Origin of the sequence: Tessaracoccus caeni, assembly GCF_029211185.1 — a bacterium.
GTDB classification, from domain to species: Bacteria; Actinomycetota; Actinomycetes; order Propionibacteriales; family Propionibacteriaceae; genus Arachnia; species Arachnia caeni.
Genome location: NZ_JARGDO010000010.1, coordinates 17,448 through 40,377, shown reverse-complemented (window position 1 = coordinate 40,377; position 22,930 = coordinate 17,448). Strand labels below are relative to the sequence as shown.

The 22,930-nt window shown below is 68.2% G+C and carries 23 protein-coding genes; 10 read left to right on the top strand and 13 right to left on the bottom strand.

What is annotated here, in order from left to right:
• Nucleotides 1–111: 111 nt before the first annotated feature.
• Both P0D62_RS10340 and P0D62_RS10335 read right to left on the bottom strand, forming a co-directional pair.
• Nucleotides 112–822, bottom strand: coding sequence for a response regulator transcription factor (locus P0D62_RS10340; RefSeq protein WP_275702553.1), 711 nt, complete (start codon nt 820–822; stop codon nt 112–114).
• Entirely contained in the window at nt 815–2,188 is a 1,374-nt protein-coding gene (locus P0D62_RS10335; protein WP_275702552.1) for a sensor histidine kinase, read from the bottom strand. The genes P0D62_RS10340 and P0D62_RS10335 overlap by 8 nt, the downstream gene beginning before the upstream one ends.
• 160 nt (nt 2,189–2,348) lie before the next feature.
• On the opposite strand from P0D62_RS10335, the gene P0D62_RS10330 reads away from it, so the two are divergent.
• The 8 genes from P0D62_RS10330 to P0D62_RS10295 all read left to right on the top strand — a co-directional run bounded on the left by P0D62_RS10330 (nt 2,349) and on the right by P0D62_RS10295 (nt 10,995).
• On the top strand, nt 2,349–4,124 hold the full coding sequence (locus tag P0D62_RS10330; RefSeq protein ID WP_275702551.1) for an OmpA family protein: 1,776 nt from the start codon (nt 2,349–2,351) through the stop codon (nt 4,122–4,124).
• 37 nt (nt 4,125–4,161) lie between these two features.
• Nucleotides 4,162–5,025 (top strand): SDR family NAD(P)-dependent oxidoreductase, encoded by an 864-nt coding sequence (locus tag P0D62_RS10325; protein WP_275702550.1) that lies wholly within the window; start codon nt 4,162–4,164, stop codon nt 5,023–5,025.
• A gap of 4 nt (nt 5,026–5,029) precedes the next feature.
• Complete coding sequence (locus tag P0D62_RS10320; protein ID WP_275702549.1) at nt 5,030–6,577, top strand: class I adenylate-forming enzyme family protein; 1,548 nt, start codon at nt 5,030–5,032, stop codon at nt 6,575–6,577.
• A 60-nt stretch (nt 6,578–6,637) separates the two neighbouring features.
• Nucleotides 6,638–7,117: a DUF2975 domain-containing protein gene (locus P0D62_RS10315; RefSeq protein ID WP_275702548.1), complete on the top strand. Its 480-nt coding sequence runs from the start codon at nt 6,638–6,640 to the stop codon at nt 7,115–7,117.
• Complete coding sequence (locus P0D62_RS10310) at nt 7,117–7,329, top strand: helix-turn-helix domain-containing protein (protein WP_275702547.1); 213 nt, start codon at nt 7,117–7,119, stop codon at nt 7,327–7,329. The genes P0D62_RS10315 and P0D62_RS10310 overlap by 1 nt, the downstream gene beginning before the upstream one ends.
• 523 nt (nt 7,330–7,852) lie before the next feature.
• Nucleotides 7,853–8,413 carry an HNH endonuclease gene (locus P0D62_RS10305; RefSeq protein WP_275702546.1) on the top strand — a complete coding sequence of 187 codons (561 nt, stop codon included), beginning with the start codon at nt 7,853–7,855 and terminating at the stop codon, nt 8,411–8,413.
• Between the two features lie 196 nt (nt 8,414–8,609).
• Nucleotides 8,610–9,830, top strand: coding sequence for an RtcB family protein (locus P0D62_RS10300; protein WP_275702545.1), 1,221 nt, complete (start codon nt 8,610–8,612; stop codon nt 9,828–9,830).
• 124 nt (nt 9,831–9,954) lie between these two features.
• Entirely contained in the window at nt 9,955–10,995 is a 1,041-nt protein-coding gene (locus P0D62_RS10295; protein WP_275702544.1) for a PDDEXK nuclease domain-containing protein, read from the top strand.
• Nucleotides 10,996–11,214: 219 nt separating this feature from the next.
• On the opposite strand, the gene P0D62_RS10290 is transcribed toward P0D62_RS10295, so the two are convergent.
• Both P0D62_RS10290 and P0D62_RS10285 read right to left on the bottom strand, forming a co-directional pair.
• On the bottom strand, nt 11,215–11,664 hold the full coding sequence (locus tag P0D62_RS10290; RefSeq protein ID WP_275702543.1) for a cytidine/deoxycytidylate deaminase family protein: 450 nt from the start codon (nt 11,662–11,664) through the stop codon (nt 11,215–11,217).
• 30 nt (nt 11,665–11,694) lie between these two features.
• On the bottom strand, nt 11,695–12,537 hold the full coding sequence (locus P0D62_RS10285; protein ID WP_275702542.1) for an AraC family transcriptional regulator: 843 nt from the start codon (nt 12,535–12,537) through the stop codon (nt 11,695–11,697).
• Between the two features lie 120 nt (nt 12,538–12,657).
• On the opposite strand from P0D62_RS10285, the gene P0D62_RS10280 reads away from it, so the two are divergent.
• A complete protein-coding gene (locus P0D62_RS10280; RefSeq protein ID WP_275702541.1) occupies nt 12,658–13,197 on the top strand; it encodes a carboxymuconolactone decarboxylase family protein in 540 nt (179 codons plus the stop codon).
• 75 nt (nt 13,198–13,272) lie between these two features.
• On the opposite strand, the gene P0D62_RS10275 is transcribed toward P0D62_RS10280, so the two are convergent.
• The 6 genes from P0D62_RS10275 to P0D62_RS10250 form a co-directional block, all read right to left on the bottom strand.
• Nucleotides 13,273–14,814 carry a PH domain-containing protein gene (locus P0D62_RS10275; protein WP_275702540.1) on the bottom strand — a complete coding sequence of 514 codons (1,542 nt, stop codon included), beginning with the start codon at nt 14,812–14,814 and terminating at the stop codon, nt 13,273–13,275.
• Nucleotides 14,811–15,308 carry a PH domain-containing protein gene (locus P0D62_RS10270; protein WP_275702539.1) on the bottom strand — a complete coding sequence of 166 codons (498 nt, stop codon included), beginning with the start codon at nt 15,306–15,308 and terminating at the stop codon, nt 14,811–14,813. Before P0D62_RS10270 ends, P0D62_RS10275 begins: the two co-directional genes overlap by 4 nt.
• 81 nt (nt 15,309–15,389) lie before the next feature.
• On the bottom strand, nt 15,390–16,391 hold the full coding sequence (locus P0D62_RS10265) for a FecCD family ABC transporter permease (protein ID WP_275702538.1): 1,002 nt from the start codon (nt 16,389–16,391) through the stop codon (nt 15,390–15,392).
• Nucleotides 16,388–17,380 carry a FecCD family ABC transporter permease gene (locus P0D62_RS10260; protein ID WP_275702537.1) on the bottom strand — a complete coding sequence of 331 codons (993 nt, stop codon included), beginning with the start codon at nt 17,378–17,380 and terminating at the stop codon, nt 16,388–16,390. The genes P0D62_RS10265 and P0D62_RS10260 overlap by 4 nt, the downstream gene beginning before the upstream one ends.
• Nucleotides 17,377–18,180 (bottom strand): siderophore-interacting protein, encoded by an 804-nt coding sequence (locus P0D62_RS10255; protein WP_275702536.1) that lies wholly within the window; start codon nt 18,178–18,180, stop codon nt 17,377–17,379. The genes P0D62_RS10260 and P0D62_RS10255 overlap by 4 nt, the downstream gene beginning before the upstream one ends.
• Nucleotides 18,181–18,299: 119 nt before the next feature.
• Entirely contained in the window at nt 18,300–19,139 is an 840-nt protein-coding gene (locus P0D62_RS10250) for an ABC transporter substrate-binding protein (RefSeq protein WP_275702535.1), read from the bottom strand.
• A 61-nt stretch (nt 19,140–19,200) separates the two neighbouring features.
• Here P0D62_RS10250 and P0D62_RS10245 point away from each other — a divergent pair, with 61 nt between their 5' ends.
• Nucleotides 19,201–20,061, top strand: a complete 861-nt coding sequence (locus tag P0D62_RS10245) for a helix-turn-helix domain-containing protein (RefSeq protein WP_275702534.1) — start codon at nt 19,201–19,203, stop codon at nt 20,059–20,061.
• Here the strand turns inward: P0D62_RS10245 and P0D62_RS10240 are convergent.
• Genes P0D62_RS10240 through P0D62_RS10230 form a run of 3 tightly spaced genes read right to left on the bottom strand, consistent with a single transcriptional unit; the run spans nt 20,058 to nt 22,826 of the window.
• The gene (locus tag P0D62_RS10240; RefSeq protein ID WP_275702533.1) at nt 20,058–20,603 is read right to left on the bottom strand and encodes a hypothetical protein; all 546 of its coding nucleotides are present in this window, start codon (nt 20,601–20,603) and stop codon (nt 20,058–20,060) included. The genes P0D62_RS10245 and P0D62_RS10240 overlap by 4 nt on opposite strands.
• Nucleotides 20,604–20,652: 49 nt before the next feature.
• Nucleotides 20,653–22,059 carry an FtsX-like permease family protein gene (locus tag P0D62_RS10235; protein WP_319947001.1) on the bottom strand — a complete coding sequence of 469 codons (1,407 nt, stop codon included), beginning with the start codon at nt 22,057–22,059 and terminating at the stop codon, nt 20,653–20,655.
• Entirely contained in the window at nt 22,059–22,826 is a 768-nt protein-coding gene (locus P0D62_RS10230; protein ID WP_275702531.1) for an ABC transporter ATP-binding protein, read from the bottom strand. Before P0D62_RS10230 ends, P0D62_RS10235 begins: the two co-directional genes overlap by 1 nt.
• Nucleotides 22,827–22,930 lie beyond the last annotated feature (104 nt).

Genomic DNA, 22,930 nt, shown 5'->3' with positions numbered 1-22,930 from the left:
GTCTGTAACCCCTAGCTTTCCGAGGAAGGGCACCCCCGCGCGTCGCCCGCCGGGGCTGTCTTCGAGTACCACCTCGCGGCCGGGTGGTACCCCGGTACCAGTCGCGTGGTGCTAGAGCCCCAGTTCCTTCGCCAGGATCACCGCGTGGATGCGGTCGCGGAGGTTGAGCTTGAACAGCACGCGGCCGACATGGGTCTTCACCGTCGACTCCGACAGATAGAGCCGCTCGCCGATCTCCGTGTTGTTGAGGCCTTCGGCGATCAGCGCCAATACCTCGCGCTCGCGCTCCGTCAGCACGGAGAGCGCGCCGGCATCGACCGGGGCCTGCCGCGGTTGCTGTGGTGCTGGCGTGCCTGCCGGGGCTGACGGAGCGGCCGGGGCGGCACCGCCCCCGCGCATCTGCTCCATCATGCGGCGCATCGTCGACGGTGCCATCACGGCGTCGCCGGTCGCGACGCGCTTGATCGCGTCGACGAGCTCGGTCGGGCGCGCGTCCTTGAGCAGGAAACCGGCGGCGCCAGCCTGGACGGCGGCCTGGGCATACTCGTCGAGATCGAAGGTGGTGAGCACCAGTACCCTCACATCCGGGAACCGGGCGACGATCTGCTGGGTGGCCTCGATGCCGTTCATCCGCGGCATACGTACGTCCATCAGCACGACGTCGCACGCGCCGTCGAGACGGGTCAGCTCGGCGAGCGCGCCGCGTCCGTCGGAGGCCTCCCCCACGACGGCAACCCCGGGCTCGCCCAGCAGGATCAGCCGGAACCCGGTTCGGATCAGATCCTGATCGTCGACCAGCAGCACGCGGATCTGGTCAGTCATCTCTCGTCTCGCTTCCAAACTCGATGGCGGTGGCGCCGGCCCGGAGCTCGTCCGCCGGCCTCTCGCCGTCCGGGAGCGTCGCCGTCACGCGCCACCCACGTGCTCCGTCGGGTCCGTAGTCGAGCTCGCCTCCGAAGACCCGCACCCGCTCGGCCAGCCCGATCAACCCCTGGCCTGAGCCCACGCCCGACATGGGCGCCGCCTGTCCGGGTGGCCCGCCGTCGTCGGTGACGCGCACCACCGTCGACCCGCCCCGCTGATCGATCAGGACAGTTGCCGCCGCACCTCTGCCGGCGTGCCGCAGCGTGTTGGTCAACGCCTCCTGCACCGTGCGGTAGATCGCCAGCTCCCGTCCTTGACCGGCCGCACCATCGGCGACGCGAGGGGCGCCCTTCAGCGTGAGATCGACCTGAAGACCGGCGGCTCGGAAACCATCGATCAGCTCTGGCAACGCCTCGACGCCCGGGGTGGGTTCCAACTCGGCGGCCTCGACGGCGTCGGGCTCGCGCAGCGCGCCGATGAGGCGACGCATCTCCCCCAGCGCGGAGCGGCCGGTCTCGGCGCACTGCTCCATCGCCTTGGCCGCCGCCTCCGGCTGAATCGCCGCCGCCCGGGATGCGCCTTCGGACAGCATGATCATCACCGAGACGGAGTGGGCGACGATGTCGTGCATCTCACGCGCGATCCGCGAGCGTTCCTCCGCTACCGCCAAGCGAGCCAACTGGTCGCGCTCGCGTGCCAGCTGGTGAGCCCGATCGATGATGGCCTCGGTGTAGCGATTGCGATTGCCGGCATTGATGCCGATCACGACGGGGATCAGCATCATCAGCGCCGACGTGATCGCGACGGAGAACGCGCCACCGGGCCCTGAGAGATCGGCGCTGACCGGGTCGCCGATCATGGATGGAATCGGCAGGAGTGAGGCGACCACGGCCGCGCCGTATCCCACCCAGCCGGCCTTGGCGGAGCGATAGACGGGCACCGAATAGAGCAGCACCCAGGAGGCCACCGAGGCGCCGGCGCTCAGAAGCATGTCGTCGGGCGCCGCCAAGAGCACCAGCAATACCGCGACCAGGCTGGACAGCGGGAAGCGACGGCGCAACAGCAGGGCGGTGGCCGTCACGCCCATCCCGAGCAGCAACCGCAGGATGTTCGGCCAATGCCCATAGTCGACGTCGTCGCCCACGACGTCCGCCCCCGCCATCTCGATCGCCACCAGGCGAAGCGCGGCAAGACCCGCCGTGCCCAGGAGATAGCACCCGGCGATGAAGCCATCCACCCAGCGCGGATGGCGGCGCATCAGCCCACGAATCGCCCCAGGCTGCCGGGGCAGCTCAAGCTCGTGTGCATCCGGGGCGACGGTCATGAGGGTCACCCTATCCGGCGCATCGACGAGCTGGAGAGGGAGATCATGGGGACAACGACATAGTTATCCACAGGTTGGCTCGCGCCCCTTCTGCTCGTCGCATCCCCCGCGTAGGGTGACGCGAAATCCCAGTGATTTCCCGTCAACGAAGGGGGCGACCATGCGCTCAGTGCCCGCCATCCGCTCCGCGCGGCCGCTCATTGTTGCCGTGGGTTTCGTCGCGCTTGCCCTGCTCGCCGGATGCGGCACGACGGCGCCGCCGGTGCCCGATCCCAGCGTGTCGCCGTCGCCCAGCGTCGCACCCTCGAAGAGCCCTTCCGCGCCGGAGATCCCGGTGGTCGCGTCATGGGTGGTGGATGCCGGCACGGAGTCGAGACAGGAGGCGCGGGTGGCACTGCACGGTGTGCGTCGCCTGGACGGAGCCAGCGTGCTCGACTGGTCGGTCACACCGCTGGCCGCGTCGGGTCAGAACGTCGGGGACGCCGTCGGGCAAGCCCTCAGCGTCGGGATGGACGAGTGGGTGGAGCGCGGATGCGGGGTGAGCCTCCTCGATCTGGAGGCCCGGATGGCATACCGGCCGCTCGACGACGACCCCTCCACCTGGGGGAAGCACAACGTGATCGGCTGTTTGTCGACGCGATGGAACCTGATCGAGAACGAGTTCCAGGTGGGCGTCACCCGAGTGCTGCAGACCGCGTTCCCGGAGTTGCCTGACGAGCTGACCGCAATCGCCATATCGATGCAAGGCGGGCCACTGATCGAAGACGTGCCGATCGCCGACGCCGGGAAGATCCTGACCGGCCCCACCGTCGACCTCGCCGCCCCTGCGACGCCCATCTCCCCCGCCACACCGGATGTCGAGTTCGGCTATCCGGTCAGCACCCACGAGGAGCCGGAACAGAGACTCTCGCTGCGCATCGACCAAATCCTCGTCGGCCCCGCGAGTACGTCGCTCCAGTTGACCGTCACCGCACTCGAGGACGGCCCCGGCATCGGCGTGACAACCAGTCTGCCCCTCAGGGATGGACAGGTGCCCTACTGGTGGTGGTCGATCTCGATGAGCACCGTGTCGGGGCCAGGACTTCGAGTCAGCAGCGATACAGGCGAAGCGGCGACGCTTCGCGCGTGGGTCGCGACCGTCTCGCAGATGGAGGATCAGAAGATAGGCACGCGCTACGTGGAGGAGCAGCCCATGCAGGAGGCACTGGCCTCCCGGATCCCGTTCAGTATCACTCGCCCGAACCGTCTCGCCACCAAGGGCGACACCCAAACCTACTTCGTTCAGCTTCCCGCGCTGCCGGCGGGCAGCACGGCCACCGACGTCACATTCCCAGAAGACTCCCTCGCACCGTTCACCCAAGTGCCCACCACCCCGGCTCCAGCGATCCTTCCCTTCACACAGGTGGATGCGGATGATCTCGGCACCTGGGTTCCCGAATCAGAAGGGCAGGGATGGAGTCTCGATGAATGGCCCACCCCGCTTCCCGATCCGGCTGCGATCGCGGCGGCGGACACCGCCGTCGACGAGCTGATCCTGGTGCGCACTGATGACTCCTCCATCGAACGCCGCGACAGCGAGGTCGTCGAGGTGACCCTGGACGCCACGGTCTCTTTCGAGCCGGACTCAGCGGTGCTCACCAACGCCGCCAAGGCGACGATCTCCCGAGTGGCCAGGGACATCGACCAGTCGGTCGCCGCCGGCGAGAAGATCCTGCTCGAAGGCCATGTGGCGGGCACCGACGAAGGCTCCGTCGAGTTTCAGCAGCGCCTGTCACAGGCCCGGGCCGACGCGGTCCGCGACGCATTGGCGGCCTCGGTCACCATCGACGTCGAGTTCGAGTCGGTCGGGCGCGGGGCCGAGCAGCCCATCGCACCCAACGACAACGAAGAGGACCGCAAGAAGAACCGCCGGGTGGTCGTGACCTATCAGCCGTGACCACACGGTGCCTGGCCCCAGTCGCTACCCTGGGCGCGTGGACCGGCAACCCGAACGCAGCCCTTCGACGGCGTGGGCGCAGCCGCTGATTCCTGCGCTTCTAGGGGTCCGCGTCGACGGCTCGACGCCCGCCATGGTCAGGCCGATGGTGGTGGGCCGCACCGTGGTGGTCACGGGAGCCTCTCGAGGCATCGGACGCTGCGTCGCGGAACGGCTGGCGCAGGTGGGCGCGACGGTGCTCGCGGTGGCCCGCGACGAGACGGCGCTGCAAAGCCTTCCAGGCGGTGCAGTGCCCTGCGTGCTGGATCTGCGCGACACCGATGCCGCCACGGCCACGGCCGAGCACCTACTCGCCGAACACGGCGCCCCTGGTTTGGTGATCTCCAACGCCGGGCATTCGATCCATCGCTACCTGGCCGAGTACACGGATCGGTTTCACGACGTCGCCAGGCTCAGCGGCGTCAACTTCCTCGGCCCCATCGCGTTCTTGCTGCCGCTGCTGCGCGAGATGACCGCGACCTGCTCGGGCCATCTGATCAACGTCTCGACCACGAGCATCGACGTACCGCTTCCGGGCTGGTCGGCCTACACCTCCACCAAGGCCGGCTTCGACGTCTGGCTGGCGAGCGTCGCTCCCGAGCTGCGCGCCGCCGGCGTGCGCACCACGTCGCTCCATCTTCCCCGGGTCCGCACGGCGATGAGCGCCCCGACTGCAGGCCGGTACCCCGTGCCGGAGCTCACCATCGACCAGGCCGCGGACGTGGTGTGCCGCGCCATCGTGCACCGCCCGCGTATCGTGCGCCCCTGGTGGGCGGCCGCAGGGGGCACGCTCACCGGACTCGCCCCCGGCGTAGCCGACACCGTCTTCGCTGGGATCCTCTCCTCCGGACGGAGGGTATGAGCCCATGCTGTCCGATACCCGGCCCACCGTCTCCGAGACACTGCGTCAGCTCCGGGACGGGCTGCGAGTCTTCGGCCTTTTCTCGCACCCCATCACCCTCGCCAGGATTCTGCTGAGCGGACTCCCCGCTCAAGGCATGACCATCTCTGCGGCGATCTCGGCGACCGCTCACGCCTGGGGAGATCGAGTGGCGCTGATCGATGACAGAGGCGCGATCACCTACGCCGAACTCGGTCGCGCCACGACGCAGCTGGCCGCCGCACTCGACCACCACGACCTGGCCGGCCCGGGACGCCGAGTTGCCATCGCCTGCGACGACGACCGCGACCTTCTCATCGCAGCCGCCGCCCTGGGCTTGACCGGAGCCGCCGTGGCGCAGATCTCGCCGCGTATGGGACACACGGCCTTCGACTCCTGGATCACCGAGGCCGGCGTCGAGTTGCTGCTACATTCCCGCACCGCTGATGACTTGGCGACCCGCTTCCCCGGACGCACCGTCGCTGCGACCACGTTCGGCGAACTGATCGCCGCGACACCTCGAGGCCACGCGGCACCGTCACGGGCGAGGGAGTCGCGCTCGATCATGGTGACCTCCGGCACGACGGGCACCCCGAAGGGCATCGCCATCCAGCGTCGCCCCACCCAGGCTCTGGTCGCGCTCGGGCTGGCCGGTGCCACCCAGGTTCGAGCAGGTTCCCCCACCCTGGCCTGGCCGCCGCTCTATCACGGCTACGGCTTCGCGGCAGCGGCCCTCTGCCTGGTGGCCGGTTCACCGATGGTCACCTCCAGCGCCCTCCCCCGGCTGAGTCTCGCCGAGGGTGCTGGTGAGGTGGCGCTCGCGGCGATCCGTCGGTACGGCGTCGAGGTGGTCTTCGGCGCCCCGGCCCAGTTACGCGCCCTGGCGGCGGCGCTCCACGAGGATACCGGCGTCGCGCCTCGGCTGCGAGCCGTCATGAGCGGCTCCGACGCGCTCGACGCCGACACCATTGTCTCGCTCACCGAGACCCTCGGTCCGGTCCTGGTGAGCTACTACGGCTCCACCGAGGCAGGCACCTTCACCATGGCCGATGGCTCCATGCTGGCCGACGACGCCGCCTCCGTGGGCCGACCGCTCGTGGCGTCGAGAGTCCAGGTGGTCGCCGACGACGGCGCCCCGGTGCCGATCGGCCAACCCGGCCGCGTGCGGGTGCGCACACCGATGGCGTCGCAGGCCGACGGCCCCGGAACGCGCTGGCTCACCATGAGCGACCTGGGCAGGATGGACCGCCGCGGACGGCTTTCCATCCTGGGGCGGGTGGGCCCGGTCGCCCGCTTGGGTGGCGAGTTCATCCACCCCGAACAGGTGCGCCACGTGCTCCTCGCGCAGCCGGGCGTCGCCGACGCGATCGTCGAGGTGGTCCCGGACAAGCTGTACGGCCGACGCGTCACGGCATCGGTGCGCCTCACCCCCGGCACCCACGCAGACCTCGAGTCGTGGAGAGCGGCGGTGCGCGCGGCGCTCGGCCCCGCGGCCGTCCCCCGGGAGATCTCAGTAAGCACAGCCCCGCAGTGATCCATCGTCTCTCAAATGATTTCTGTTGATTTTCAACATATATCCATCGATAATCGATGTATGAGCAAGGTTACTACCGTCGTCCTCAAGGTCTTGATCTCGATCTTCTTCGCCTTCGCGCTCCTGATGCAGTTCTTCGCCATCCCGGGCCTGGCCATGGACGTGCTGCGGTACGCGCGCGAGTTCTCCCACGTGCTGGTCCCCTACGTCGGAAGCGCCTTCGTCGCGTTCATCTGCGTGGAGGCGGTGCTGGTCTCCCTGTGGGTACTCCTCGGCATGGCACAGCAAGGCTCCGTGTTCTCGGAGCGCGCCTTCCGATGGGTGGACGCGATCATCTGGGCCACGGGCATCGCAACAACCTTGGCTCTGATCGTCGTCGGCATCATGGTCTTCGTACCTACCTCCGGCGCACCCGCCCCGTTCATCATGATGATCGTCCTCACCCTCGGTGGTGCGGCATTCGCGCTCCTGATGACCGTGATGCGAGCGCTGCTGCGCCAGGCCACCGATGCTCGCGCCGAACTCGAGGAGGTGATCTGATGGCCATCATCGTCGACCTGGACGTGGAACTCGCCAAGAAGAAGTGGTCGGTGGGTGACTTCGCCGACGCCATCGGCATCACGCCGGCCAACCTCTCCGTTTTGAAAAACGGCCGCGCGAAGGCCGTGCGCTTCTCCACCCTGGACGCCATCTGCCGCACGCTCGACTGCCAGGTGGGCGACATCCTGCGCTGGGTTCCCGACGACGAATAGCCCAGCCATCTGTCGAGCATTGAGCCGTCCACCCTGGGTATCCCCCTGGGCGGACCGTCTTCTTTTATCCTCGCCATTCACCGACGACACCTCACATTTGGCAATATCGAGAAGCGGCTGTTATCGTGTATTCGGTTAATCAGCCTCAAAGGAGCAGGAACCGTGAAACAGGGCATCAAGACGATGGGCCATGAGGGCCTGTACGTGGCGTGCCCGATGACGGGCTTGCCGCGCGGCGCGCGAAGCCCCCTGCACCCGCAGGACTGGTTTACCGTCTCCGCACGGCCGTCGCGCCGCGACGAATCCCCGAGCCAGGGGCCACTACTGACCTAAAGCCACGCAGCACCGTCACGCTGCAGGCAGCGCAAGGCCAGGGCCCCGAGGGAAACATCATCCCGAGGGGCCTTTTTGTTGGTCCTTATCCGCCGAAATCCGACAATTCGGGATCGGCTTATTCACCTTGCCTCAAAACAGGCAATCACATGTTTTCACGTAGCCAGAAAGAGCAGAAAGGAGGCCACCCATGAAGACGATGCTGCACACCCGCAGGGCATTTCCCACCCATGGGATTCAGCCATCCCGGACGAACACCGTGTTCGTCATCGGCCTCGACTACGACGTCAAAGGCGAGGTGCACTGGACCAGCGCGGTCTCTGGCATCCTCGACGGCATCTACTCCCCGTTCAAGGTGGAGCCGACGCGTCGCGTCCGCTCCGCCGGGGGCACCGTCGACATGGCGTGGCCGATCATCGTGCGGCTCAACTACTGGGTCACCATCCCTCACCGGAAGGCGCCCGACCTGCACACCCGCTGCAGCCGCCTCGACGTGCTGCGTCGCGACGGCTGGACCTGCGCCTACTGCGGTGACTACGCCAACACCGTCGACCACGTCCTCCCCGATTCCAGGGGCGGCGGGTGGACCTGGGGCAACCTCGTCGCAGCCTGCGGCGGCTGCAACGAGTTCAAGGCCGCCCGGACCCCCGAAGAGGCCGGCATGAAGCTGCTGTGGGATCCCCGCGTCGACGTCACCCAATACGCCGGCGTCCAGGCCGAGGTCTGGCGCAGCCTCCAACACCGTCAATGACCCACCACCCCCACTCGCACCCGAACGCCTAGTCGTGTGGAGGATGGGGTTCGCGAGTGGGTTTGGTGGGCGTAAAAGCCGTGGGCCCGCGCGAAGCGCCGGAACGCGGCCGGGCGGGAGCGGGCCCCATCCGGAACACGACGCCGGAACCAGGAACGTCGTCGCCAACCGCATCACCAACACGAAAGGACCGATCATGGTCAACGCACGAGGACTCCCCTTCGCTCTGCGCGGAGCGGTGGCCCCCACCTATGTCTGGGCGCCCGAGCACGAGATCGAGCACGCCGCCCTCGACCAGCTCCGCAACATCTCCAAGCTGCCGTGGGTGCACGGCGTGCGCGCCATGCCCGACGTGCACCTGGGCAAGGGTGCGACCGTCGGCTCGGTGATCGCCATGCGCAATGCCGTCTCACCGTCCGCCGTCGGGGTGGACATCGGCTGCGGGATGGGGGCCGTGCGCACCAGCCTGACCGCCGCCGACCTCCCCGACGACCTGGGCGATCTCCGCTGGGCATTCGAGGAGGCGGTGCCCGTCGGCTTCCGCGGGCACGACGGGATCGCCGAGACCGCCCGTCGCGGACCGCTCAAGGCTCGCTTCGACGCCCTGTTCGGTCGCTTCGACGAGCTCCGCGCCGACCGGGTGCAGGAACGCGGCTCGAAGGCGCGCTCGCAGTGCGGCACGCTGGGTGGCGGCAACCACTTCATCGAGCTGTGCACCGACGCCGACGACCAGGTGTGGCTGACGCTGCACTCCGGGTCGCGCAACATCGGCAAGGAGATCGCGGAGCGCCACATCCTCAAGGCCAAGACGTTGGACTGGAACACCGATCTGCCCGATCGCGATCTGGCGGTGTTCCTGCACCGCGACGAGGCCGGCCGCGTGCTGCCCGAGTGGGACGACTACCTGCACGACCTGTACTGGGCCCAGGACTACGCCCTGCTCAACCGGCACGTGATGCTGGCGCTGCTCACCGACGTGCTGCGGACCCATTTCCCGCAGATCGCGTTCGACGAGCCCATCCAGTGCCACCACAACTACGTGTCGGAGGAGGTCCACGACGGTCTCGACCTGGTGGTGACGCGCAAGGGCGCCATCTCGGCCCGCACGGGCCAGTTGGGGATCATCCCCGGCTCGATGGGCACGGGGTCGTTCATCGTCTCGGGCCTGGGCTCGGAGGAGTCGTTCCAGTCGGCGTCGCACGGCGCCGGTCGTCGGATGTCGCGTGCTCGCGCCAAGCGCGAGTTCACGATCGCCGACCTCGCCGCGCAGACCGCTGGTGTCGAGTGCCGCAAGGACGGCGGGGTGCTCGACGAGATCCCGGCGGCCTACAAGGATCTGAACGAGGTGATGGCCAACCAGTCCGACCTCGTCGCCATCGAGGCCCGCCTCACCACGATCCTCTGCGTGAAGGGATAAGCATCGGGGGAGCCCGGCCACCTCGGCCGGGCTCCCCCGAATCCAAAATGTCAGACCCCACATCTAGCGTGACTTCCGTGGCAGAACCGGTGTAGCCCCAACCGCCCGCGAAGGAGGAAGTCCAATGTCAGAGGTCTCTAATCCCGACCGCCTCGACGTCCTGGTCAAGGATGTCAGGCACATCATCCTGACCGGGCGCGCAGAAGCCGTTCGCAGCGTCGACCACCATCGCGTGGTCACTTACTGGCGACTCGGCCAACGCATCTTCGAGGAGGAACAAGACGGTCTGCGGCGAGCACCGTATGGCGCGGCACTGATCGAAGACCTCGCGCGCCAGATCCAACCAGAGTTCGGCAGCGGCTTCTCGCCTCGTCAGCTGAGGTACGCGCGGCAGTTCTACCAGCGTTACCCAATGTGGAACGCAGTGCGTTCCGAATTGAACTGGTACCAACACCGCACCCTCATTCGTATCGAGGATCCCGACAAGCGCGGCTTCTACGAAGCTGAGTCCATCCGCAACAGCTGGACCGGCCGCGAGACAGAACGCCAAGTCAACTCCATGTTGTACGAGCGCCTGCTCGCCTCCAGCGACAAGGAGTCCGTCTTGGCCGTCGCTCACGGCGAGCGTGTGCCCGAACGCCCGGAAGAGATCATCAAGGATCCGATGATGCTTGAGTTCGTCGGCCTCAAACCCCAGGCCTCCTACTACGAACGCGATCTCGAGACGGCTCTGATCACGCACCTTCAAGACTTCCTTCTCGAACTCGGGAACGGCTTCGCCTTCGTCGCGCGGCAACGCCGCATCCTGTTGGAAGACGACGAGTTCTTCGCTGATCTCGTGTTCTACAACTGGCTGCTCCGGTGCTTCGTGATCGTGGAACTGAAGTCGGGCAAGTTGACCCACCACGACATCGGCCAGCTCCAGATGTACGTCAACTACTTCGACCGCAACGAGAAGACGTCCGAGATGAATCCGACGGTCGGCATCCTGCTCTGCGCCGACAAGAACGACACCGTCGTTCGCTACTCACTGCCCGTCGACAACACAGCCATCCATGCTTCCCGGTACCAGCTGTATCTCCCCACCGAAGAACAGCTGGCAACGCAGATCGAGCGCGAGATCGTCGCGGCGGAGCAGTCCACCCACGAGGACGAGCAGCCTTGAGAACGTGGCCGCACCGCCGTGCTACTCGGCATGGCGAACATAACGCTGGCTGAGCGGGGGTGATCTGTACGTATTGCACAGATCACCCCCGCTCAGCCAGCGTTATGCATCGCTCTCCCCCGACTGTGACCGCGCTGCGGTCACAATTCATTCGATATCAGTCCGAACGCCTCAACCACAGCGCGTTGGCGCGACGCTCAGCAGCAAGCAGCGCCTCTGTCACGCTAGCTGCGCGGGGCGAGCGTAGGACAGGGGCAACAGATCGGCGGCAAGGATGCTTCGCACGCCTTCAGGCGTAGAGAAGATCACCCGCATCTCGGGGCAGTAATCGACGAACACCTGGCGGTCCCGGCCGCATGGATTGCACACTCCACGGCCTTGGTTGCCGACGGCGACGATATGGGTGAACTCTCGTCCACCGGCAGCGCGCGCGGCCCCCAGCGCGACGAGTTCGGCGCAGGGCCCGCCAGTGAAGTGATAGAGGTTGATCCCGGCGAACATCCGTCCGTCCGCGCAGCGGACCGCGGCGCCCATCGTATGAACGCCATCGCCGTCTGGGCCGGCATCCGTGTTCTCATCGACGGCCGCCCGGGCCACCTCGATGAGTTCTCTTTCAACGTCATCGCACGGTCGAGCAGACGGAAAAAGAACGGCAGAGGGACTGGGCATGATCGAACCCTAACAGTCGTGACCCGCCCGCTATCTGCGGTGCGCGTCGACCCAGGCACGGGGCGAGAGACCATGTCGCTGGGCGAAGACCCGGGAGAAGGAGCTGTTCGTATATCCGAGATCGGCCGCTACCTGGGCGACCGGGCGCCCCGCTCGGAGCATCTGCCGCCCGACGGTCAGGCGCCAGGCGGTCAGGTAGTCGTGAGGCGTGGTGCCGACGAGTTCGCGGAAGCGAGCGGCGAAGGCGCTGCGCGACATAGCCGCGCTCCGGGCGAGCAGATCCAGCGTCCAAGCCCGTCCGGGATCCTCGTGCATCGCCACCATTGCACGAGCGATGGCGGGATCCGACAGCCCTGTGATCAAGCCAGGATGAAGCTTGAGCTCTCCAGGGTGGTCGAGCAGCCAGCGCAACAGCTTCAGGAGCACGATCTCGAACAATCGGTCGACGATGTGACGCCGCCCGCAGCGAAACTCGTCGATCTCTGCAAATAGCAGATCCAAGGCCCCCTCGATGCCGGCAACCTCGCGCAATGGCACCGTCATCACGTCCGGCAGGGCGCGCACGAGCGGATGATCGTCGCCGCCGTCGAAGTCGAGCGTGGCGCACGCCAGATCGATCCCCAGATCCGGTGCACCGTGGAAGATGTGCTCACTGGGTCGCGGGTAGAACAGCAGGCTCGGCTCGGAGACGAGGCGCTGCGTGCGGTCGGCACCGTCGGCGACGACGAGGCTGCCCGCGCGCAGGATGTGCAGGAAACCTCTGCCCGGTTCGGCCTCGAACCGCCGCACCTCACAGAGCCCTCCGAGGTGGAACTGCTGAGCGCGGACGGAGAAGCGCTCCAGCACCGCGTCGAGACGATCGATGGCCGACATGCGCCAACTCTAGACGATCAGACAAGTATCACGGATTAAAAGACGCGAATCCTCCACCAGATGCAGGCAAAGTGGATCACACAGCCACCCAGGCACCGATCCCACCGAAGGAGAACCGTCATGTCCCGCGTACCGCTCATCGATCCCACCCAGGCCGACACCAAGGTCAAGCCGCTGCTCACGAAGATCGAGGGCGCCTTCGGCGGCGTGCCCAACATGTTCCGCGCGGTGGCGAACTCTCCAGCCGCACTCCAGTCGATGTGGGCGGCCTTCGGCGCTTTCTCCACCGGATCGCTCGGCGCCGCCTTGACCGAGCAGATCGCCGTCGCCGTCGCCGACCGGAACCGCTGCCACTACTGCCTCGCCGCTCACACCGTCCTCGGCACGAACGCCGGTCTCGCCGCCGATGATCTGGCCGCCGCCCAGCAGGCCCAGTCGAACGACCCTCGCGTCCAGGCGCTGCTTGAGTTCGCGGTCCTGCTCGTCGAGAACCGCGGGGCCGTCGACGCCGACAGCGTCGCCACGCTCCGCGAGCACGGGTGGAGCGACGAGCAGATCGTCGAGACCATCGCGCAGGTGGCGCTCAACCTGTTCACCAACTACATCAACATCTCGCTGGACGTGCCCGTCGACTTCCCGGAGGTGACGTTCAGCTCATGACCCTCGCGATGTCCCGCGACATTCGCAAGAACTGAAGCCTCGCACGACTGGATGTTTGTTGTCGACGCGACGGGATCACGCGTCAAGACGCGAGTCGAGGAAGGCGTCGAGCAGGCCCGGGGTCGCCATCGCGGCGAAGTCGACGCCTTCGTCCTGGGCCGCATCGATGATCACGTAGTGACCGCGTCCCGCCGCGGTGGTCGCCTCGACGGTGACCAGCCCCAGTCGGCGCTGGAAGAAGGACTGCCGGATCCGCCACCCGACGATTCCTGAGCGACGGAGCCGCACCGTCGCGCGCCGGAGGGTGCCGTGGCGGGTCACCAGGTACTCGCCGTCGAGCGTGTGCCCCAGCGAGGCGTAGGCGTCGAACGCACTCCACCACGCCCAGGTCGCCAGAAACACGGCGACACCGATCGTCAACAGAGACCAGGACAGCGGAGGTGACCAGAGCAGGTGCACGCCGAACACGACCGCGGCGAGCGCGAGGGTCGCGATGCCCGCCCGGCGCAGTCGCCGGTTCCGAGCCGCGAGCGGATGCGGGAGAAGGCCGACGGCGTCGACGGGGCCGGCCACTGCGTCCGCCGTGACCCACGCAACCTGTCGGGGTGCTGCGGGTACCAGCGTGGTGAGGTCACTGGCCGAGTCGGCGCTCTTCAGCCCGATCGCGATCACGTCGAGCCGGGCAGCGCCCGCCATCCTGACGCCGAGTGGCTCCACGATTTCGACGCCGCGAATCCGCTGTTCCTCCAGGCTCAACGAGCGGCTGACCAGCAGGCCTCGCCGCACCCGCAAGGTGCCGCCCGGCTCCCGGTCCAGCCGGTGCCCCCACGAGGACTCCGCCTGTAACAACAGACTTCCCAAGGCCCCGATCAGGAGGAAGCCCACCAGGCCAAGTCCGAGCACGAGCCAAGGGCCATGGCGCGCGATCAGCCCCGCCACCATCTCCACCGGCACCCGCGCCATGCCGAACCACTCGGCCACCTGAAAGATGCCGCCGGCCAGGCCGACGGCGAGGGCCGGGGTGACAAACGACAACGGTGCGTAGCGCAGCCATCCCGGCCGCCAGGTCGCCAGCCGCTCGTCGACGGGCTCCGTCCCATCGGACGGGGCGGCCCCGTCGCGACGCAGCAGCTCGACCCGCAGTCGTTCGCCGGCCGCACGGGAGAGCGAGTCCAGATCGATGGATCTCTCCGTCGTCGAGCCCTCGCCACCGCCGGTCTCGCCCGTACCGGCTTTCACCCGGACCAGCCCGAGCATTCGCGACACCGGGTCGGCGGTCAGGTCCACCGAGCGGATCCGTTCGCGGGCGAGCGAGCGGCGGCTCCGGAACCAGAGACCCGTCTCCAGCTCCAGCCGTTCGGGTGTGACGCGGTAGCGAGTGTGCCGCACGCGCAACAGGTCGTACCCCGTCACGACGACGAACAGCAGCACCGCCGCAGGCAGCACCCACATCAGTGCGACGCCCAACGAGGTTGCGGCCGCAACGGCAATGGCAGCCCCGCCGCCGCCCACCGCCACGATCCCGACCATCGTGAGAGCGGTCACCGCGACGGTACGAGGATGCAGCCGCTCCCAGGAGTCGGCGGCCCCCGACCCGACCGCCTCACCGATGGTCATGTGGCGTCTCCCGGCGCGGCCTCGGCGAGCTGGGTCAGCTCCTCAGCGAGTTCTTCCGCGACCGCTTGAGCAAGACCGTCGAGCCGCACCGCTCCCGCCGACGACGCCGTCGTGACCACCACCGTCGACAGCCCGAACGACCGCTGCAGCGGTCCCTGAGTCGTGTCGACCGTCTGGATCCGCGACATCGGCGCGATCCGCCAAGTGCGCCAGAAATAGCCGGTCAGGGCGTACACGGCCTGGTCGGTGACCTCCCAGCGGTGCACGCGGTGCCACCACGCCGGCAGCTCCATGGCCAGGAGCACTCCGAACACAGCCAGCACCGCGCCGATCCCCAGCAGCCACCCCCTCGCCGGGGCGATCAGCACCCCGAGCACGATCACCGGCAGCACCACGGCGCCCACGACGATGAGCAACTGGGCGCGTCGCCACCCGACGCTCCGGTCGTCGAACCGGTTTCGAGGGGGCCGCAGCCGGGCGCTCGTCTGCCTCATGCCTCCCCATTATCCCGTGTGACAGCGGCATATGACCGCCTCTGGGCCTGAGAAAGGGGGTTCGACCACCGGTTCACCCCGTCACTTCGTTCGGCGCAGCAGAAGGCTCGCGAGATACGCGCCACCGCCGATGAGTGTGACCAACCCCACCGGCATGGCCGACATCTTCGCGACGATATCGGCGGTCACCAGCAAAGCCGCCCCCGTGAGGGCGGTGATCGTAAAACCCGGCCTGCCGCCGAGCAGCGCCCTCGCAACATGCGGAGCCGCCAACGCGATGAACGCGACCGGTCCGGTGACGGCTGTTGCGACGGCGGCCATCACCACCGCGAGGCCGAAGCTCGTGATGGTCAGCGACGCGATCCGCACGCCGAGGGCCTGCGCCGTCTCGGGCCCCAGCTCGAGCAGCGAGAGCGGCCGCGCGAGGAGGGCCAGCACGACCAGGGCCAGCACGCCGACCACGCTCACGATCGCGACCTGGTCCATCGTCGCGTCGTTCAGCGATCCGGCTGACCACGCCGCCACCGCCATGGCGAGATCCCGGTCAGCACGCAGCATGAGCCACGTGTTGACGGCCCCCACCGCCATTCCGATGCCCACCCCCACCAGCACCAGCCGAGGTCCGTCGAGGCGCCCCCGAACCAGCAGCAGCACCACCGCCGCGACCGCCGCACTCCCCAGCAACGCTCCACTGAATTGGGCCGCCGCCGAGGTGCCGACGACGGTCGCCGTCACGAGCACGCCGGTATGGGCGCCGACGGTCAGTCCCAGAAGGTCGGGGCTGCCGAGGTCGTTCGCGGCGAGCGTCTGCACGATCAGACCGCTCAGCGCGAGCAGCACGCCGATCAGGATGGCCAGCAGCGCACGCGGCAACCGCCACTCCAGGACGACCATTCGGGTGGTCTCGTCGCCGTCCCCGCGCAGCACGTTGGTCACCGCCACCAGATCAAGATCCCCCGGCCCCGTCAGCAGCTGCAGCGTCGCGACGACGACGAGCACGGCGAGCAGGATCGCGCCGACGACGCGACGACGGGCGCGGCCGTGAGACCGACGCCCGAACCGATACCCAGGCTGCGCGCTCATGTTCTCGCCCTCCATTGCCTACCGCCGACCAGGAGCGCGAGCATCGTGCCACCGAGCAGGGCCGTCACGATGCCCACCGGGAGCTCGCCGGACAGCGGCAGCGTCCGGCCGAGCACGTCGGCACCAAGGACCAGCGTCGGCGAGGCCAGCGCGGTCAACAGGAGCAACCGGGCGTGCCTCGCTCCGGCGAACGGGTGCATGAGATGAGGGATGATGAGCCCGACGAAGCTCACCGGGCCCACCAGCGCGGTCGCCGAACCCACCAAAAGGGCGACCGCTGCCGTGATCATCGCCCGGGTCGTCGTCACGTTGAGCCCCAGCATGCTGGCGGTGTCGTCGCCGAGCTCCAGGAGGTCGAGGGAGCGCGCGAGCGCGAAGCAGACGGGGATGCCCACGATGGCGAACGGAACGAAGTCGACGATATCGCCGATGCTGCGCCCGCCCAGTGCGCCGGCACCCCAGCGGCGCATCCGGTCGAACGCGTCGGGGTTGCGCAGAGCGATGGCGCTGGAGAGCCCCGAGAACACCGAGCCGATCGCCACGCCCGCGAGCACGAGCCTCGCCGGGGAGGCCTTGCGGCCCAGCAGGTATACGGCGGACGTCACGACGCCCGCACCCACCAGGCCAACCCACATCTGGTCTCGCAACGCAAGGTGCGCGTTCCAAGCCACGGCGACGGTGACCGCGAAAGCCGCCCCGGGCGCGACGCCGAGCAGGCCGGGATCGGCGAGCCTGTTGCGGGTCATCGACTGCGTGAGCACGCCGGCCAGGCCGAGCCCCACACCCGCGGCGACGCCGGCCAGCGTGCGCGGAACCCGCTGCTGCCACAGCACCGTCGCATCCGGGGAGCGGGAAGCCGGGTCGGCCATCAGCTCCGTCAAGCGGAGCGCAAGCACACCTCGGGCCCCGAAGAGGAGACTCGCCGCGATGGCGGCCGCCAGCATGAGCGCCAGCGCGACCACCACCCAGGGGAAGCGCGGCCGCGTCACAACCCGGCCGCGTCGTAGAGCGCGTCCACCCGGTCGGTCACTTCCTCGATATCCGCATCCGAATCATAGAGCTCGTCAATCAGCGCGCGCGTCTGCTCAGGCAGCGCGAGGTACCGTTCGCGCCACTCCTCAGCGCGGTCCGTCCAGTAGCCGAGCACTTTGTATGAGGACGGCGTGCGGCCGTGTTCGTGCCGGAGCGACCGGCGGATCGCGCGTATCTCGCGGGCCTCTCCGGCCGCCCACACATAGGTCTCGTCGGGACGAGATTCGGATGCGAGAGCGCGCCGAAGCTCGGCCCCGAGCCGGCTCGGGGCGATGCCGTTACCCGTTCCCGGCAGCCAGCGGACTTGGAGCGGGCCGGCCGAGGAGAGCTCTTGGGAGTCGGCGGCGAGGGGCACCTCGACCACGACGGTCGTGCTCACGTCGGACGGTGTCTGCTCGCAGATGCGCGCCACCGCGGGCAGGCCGGTGGCGTCGGCGAGCAGGAGTTGGCGGCGGAACTCGTCGGTGCGGTCGTAGATCGTGCCGGGTTCGCTCACGCCGATGGTTTCCCCCGGTGTCGCATTCGCCGCCCAGCGCGCGGCGGCGCCATGACCGTGCAGCACGAAGTCGACATCGATCCAGTCGTCGCCGACCTGTCGGACGGTGTAGGTGCGCGGCGTCGGCAGATGGAGCCTAACGTACTCGTCGGGCACCCCGGTGGTGGCGAACCATCCCCGTCTCCCGGCGAGCCGGACCCGCACCATCGACGGCGTCAGCCTCACCATGGAGACGACGACGGCCTGGGACGGGTCGGTCACCCGGCCACCTTCTGCAGGATGTCCTCGAACTCATCCAGGAGCTCGAAGGCGGTGCCTACCGACGAGGTTCCCGTCGTGATCGGGTACGTCTTTCCGGCGGCGACGGCGGGCAGCTTCTCCTACAGTCCGCTCGCCTCGAACTCGGCGTAGTCGGTATAGGCGTCCGTCAGGATCACGTCAGCCTCCTCGAGGATGTCGAGCTGCTCGTACGCGTAGGGCACCACCTGCTCGGTCTGCCCTGCCGCGGTCACACCGAGCTGCGCGCCGGCCTGGGTCAGCACCGTCAAGTCGGTCCATGCCGGACCGTACAGCCACCATTGACCGTCGCCGGTCGGGGTGACCAGATCAAAGGTGTTGTCGGCAAGCGCATCCGCATGTTCGGTCTTGATCTTCGTGGTTCGGGTCTCGAGTTCTTCGATGAGTTCCGTCGCTTTGTCGCTGCGTCCAACGACATCGCCGACCCTCTGTGTGACCTCATTCAGTGAGAGGCCCTGGAACGAGATGACCACCGTCGGCGCGATGTCGGAGAGGCGCTTGTAGGTGTCCTCGTCGGTGTCGATGCCGCGCACGATGAGGTCGGGCTTGGCGGCCAGGATCGCCTCGTAGTCGACATCGGTCCAGGTGCCGACCATCTCGGCATCCTTTGCACCCTCGGAGTAGGTCTCGCCTTGGTCCGAATAGTCGCTACCGGAGACGCCGACCAACGGCACCCCCAGATCCATCAGCGTGAACCCGACGAAATAGTCGCCGGCGACGACACGGGTGGCCTCACCTGGCACGGTGACCTTTCCGAGGTCCGTGTCCACCTCGCGAGTGGTGGCTTCGGTGACCGACGGCGTCGATGAGGGCGACGACGCGGGCGGCGTGGGAGTCGAGCACGCGGTGCCGACCAGCGCGAAGGTGGTGAGTGCAGCGAGCAATGCGGCGCGGACGCGTCCGCGCTGTGAAGTACGAGCCATTCCCTTGATGTTAGGGTAGCCAAACCTCACCCACAATGCGCTCACCTGCCAGGATAATGCTATGAACGGCCACACCACCCGCGCCGCCGCGAGGCGACCACCCGAACGCAGGGCACCGACCGTTCAGCAGCTCGACGCCCACGTGGTGCTCGGCGAGGCGCGCCTGTTCACCCGGTGGTGGCAGGTGAGCCGGCCCACACGATGGTCGGCTCATCGACACCGGGAACACGAGCTGGTGTGGGACGTCTCCGGCAGCGTCGCGATCGAAGTCGCCGACCGGCTCTGGCTGGTGCCACCCGGCACCGGGCTCTGGATACCTGCGGGCACGACGCACGACGTGGCCGTTCACGCGCCAAGCTCGTTCGCCTGCACCTTCGTCGAGCCCGACTCCTTCGCCATGCCGTGGGACGCCCCATGCCTGATCGCTATCAATCCGCTCGCCGCCGAGGCGTTGCGTCAGAACAGCGTGGCCGACGTGAGCGACCCCCTGCGCGACCAGATCGTCGACGTCGCCGTCGGGATGCTGTCTCGCGCCGACGACACGCTGACCATCCCCATGCCCAGCGATCCACGCGCCCGGATCGTCGCCGACGCGCTGCTCGCCGAGCCCGTCGACAACCGATCAGTCGAGGCATGGGCGCTCCAGGCCCACACCAGCCCTCGCACGCTGCGCCGGCTGTTCGTCAAGGAGACCGGCCTCAGCGTCGTGCAGTGGCGGGCGCTGCTACGCCTCCGCGAGGCCGTGTCGCTGCTCGGGGACGGGCTGACCGTCGCCGAGGTATCGGCTCGCGTCGGCTACCAGTCTCCCAGCGCGTTCAGCGCAGCGTTCCGACGCACCATGGGCGGACCGCCTGGCCACTTCGCCGCGACCCGGGGCGGGCTCAGCGTCGCATCGTCGCGACACAGTGACGTGAGGCCCTAGTAGGGGTAGCCGTATCTGCTGAGGAACAGCGCACCGGAAAGAGCCGCGTAGACGAGGAACGTCACCGCGACCCACGAGCACGCCCACCTGCTCGTCTCGTAGGTTCCGCGCCGCAGAACCGGGAGCATCGCGAACAGGCCACCGAGCTGCACGGCCGCCAGAACCACATACGACCAATCGGAGAACACCCACACGAGCGGCAGGAAGTGCAGGGAGACGCACAGGGCGATCCACCAGCCGTACCAACGCTTCTGCTTCCGCCGCGCGAGCACGATGCAACCGATGCCGATCAACAACGCCTCGCCGAGCACCACCGAGCCGAAGACCCAGTACCGCCCTTCCAGGACGGTCGGCGTCGCCCAGTTGCGCCAGACGAGGATGCCGAAGGCGACCGACAGCAGGAACCCGATCACCGAGCCGGCTCCCAGGTAGGCGCGCAGCCGCGGCTTCGGGTCTTCCTGCGACCATCCGAACCATCCGGCGGCCATCAACGCGAGCCAGGCGATCGCCACGGCCTGGTCTCGCAAGAACTCGGTGATCATGTGCAAACCCTAAGCGGTACGCCCGCCATCGGGACAGGGCTCCGGCCGCTCATTCGGCAGCGAGTTGCGCGATCACCTGACGCGCGGGCTTGTCGAGGGACTTCAGCACCGGCAGCGTCGTGGCGGCAATCACGATCACGGCGCACAGCAGGGTGACGACGCCGAGCTCCATCCATGGCACCACGATCGGCGCGGTGGCACCGATATCCAAGGCGTCGGTACCGATGACGAACACCGCCACCCCCACGGCGGTCATGATCAGTCCGAGGATCATGGCGGTCACCGTGACGATGAGGCCCTCGAACACCGGCACCAGCACCTGCTGACGCCTCGTGGCGCCGACCACGCCGACCAGGGCGAGCTCCGCCTCGCGCTGCCGCGACATGATCAGCACCACGCTCACACCGCCCGAGATGGAGATCAGCAGCACGAGTCCGATCAGGCCGAGAACGGCTCCGGTGCCGGCGTGCTCGATCTGATCCCGTTGCAGCTGCTCGAGCACCGCGATGACGGAGCCGACGATCGCTTGCAGGCCGACGATCAGGCCGACGGCCATCGCGATCGGCGTGACGGTGCGGCTCAGTCGCTCCCCCCGCGCGAGCACCGCGGCGCGTGCGATCACCCAGGACGCGGATCGGGCCGGGACGAGCGCCGTCCAGGCCCGGGTGAACAACCCGATCGTCAGCGGAGCGGCCAAGGACAGCACGACGCTGGTGATCAGGATGCAGCCGACCGCCGCCTGCATGACGGTGTCGCCGCCGTCCACCCCCATCTCCGGCGCCGCCGCGATCGCACCCCCGGCCACGCCGACCATGGCGAAGGCGAGCAGCACGGCGGCGATCCAGCGGAAGATCTGGCGGCCGCGCGCGGCGGCGCCGGGGATCGTCCGGAGCGCCTCGACAGGCGGTACGGCAGCGGCAACCTTGGACTGACGCAGGCCGGCGAGCAGCGCGAAGAGCACGAAGCCCCCGGCGCCCACCAGAACGAGCACCGGGTCGACGCGCAAGACGGCGAAGTCACCGGACACCCCGCGCTCCCCCACGGCCTGCGCGATGGCGGCCGGCTGGACGAGGATCGCGATCACCACGCCGACGACGGATCCGGCCAGCGCGACGATCGCGAGCTGCCCGAGCAGAATGCGCGACACCTGCTTGGGCGTGGCCCCAGCGAGCGACAGGCGGGCGAGAGCACCGCGTCGCGCCTGCACCACGAGCCCGGTCACCGCGCCGATGACGCTGAGGGTGCCGACGATCGCCAGCGCGAGATTCCAGGCCGGCAGGAAGATCAGGGCCGGGCCCTCCGACTCCGGTATGTTGCCCGTCGCGATCGTCGCAAGGAGGCTGTCGATGGCGAGCACCGCCAGCACGATCGCGAAGCTGGTCACGATGAAGGCGATCAGAACCGCGAGCCACGAGGTCCAGGCCGCTCTGAGCTCTGAGAAGACCAAGCCGCGCATCACGCCGCCTCCCCCGTGCTCTCCTCGAGGGCCGCGAGCATGCTCGCCACCTCCTCCGTGGTGGGTGCCGTCATCTGATTGGCGAGCCGTCCGTCGCGCATGAACACCACTCGATCGCAGGCCGCGGCGACGGCAGGATCGTGCGTCACGATGAGCACGCATTGCCCGGGTTCGCTGCCGATGCGTCGGAGTTCGGTGAGCACGGCGCGCCCCGACCGGGTGTCCAGGGCTCCCGTGGGCTCGTCGGCGAAGACGATCTTCGGTCGCTGCGCCAACACCCGAGCGATGGCGACGCGTTGCTGCTCGCCGCCGGACATCGACGACGGGAGCACGGCCCCGCGGCCGCCGAGCCCCACCGAGGTCAGCGCCGACTCGACCAGGCCCTTGTCGACGCGCTCCCCGCGCAGGCGGAACGGCAGGGCGACGTTCTCCGCGACGGGCAGCGTCGGCATGAGGTTGTAGGACTGGAACACGAAGCCGAGATCGGATCGACGAAGCTCGGCGAGCTGCGTGCGCGAACTCTTGGTCAGGCTCTTCCCCAGCAGAGCGACGTCACCCGCCGACGGCGGCTCCAACCCGGCCAGGCAGTAGAGCAAGGTGGACTTGCCCGATCCGGAGGGGCCCATGATGGCGCAGACCTCCCCTTCGCTGACGGTGAGGGAGACGTTGTGCAGGACATCCACGGTGGAGGTGCCCACCGGGTATGACTTGGACAGGCGATCGGCGACGATGAGGGCACCGGTGACGTACGGAGTCTGACTGGTCATGCCTTGACCCTCCCCCGGGCCCGCATCGTCGCACATCGCCCGAGCGGGTCGAGAAGCATCAGCCGATCGGATCGAAGAGAATACGACCAAGGGTGTAGCGTCCG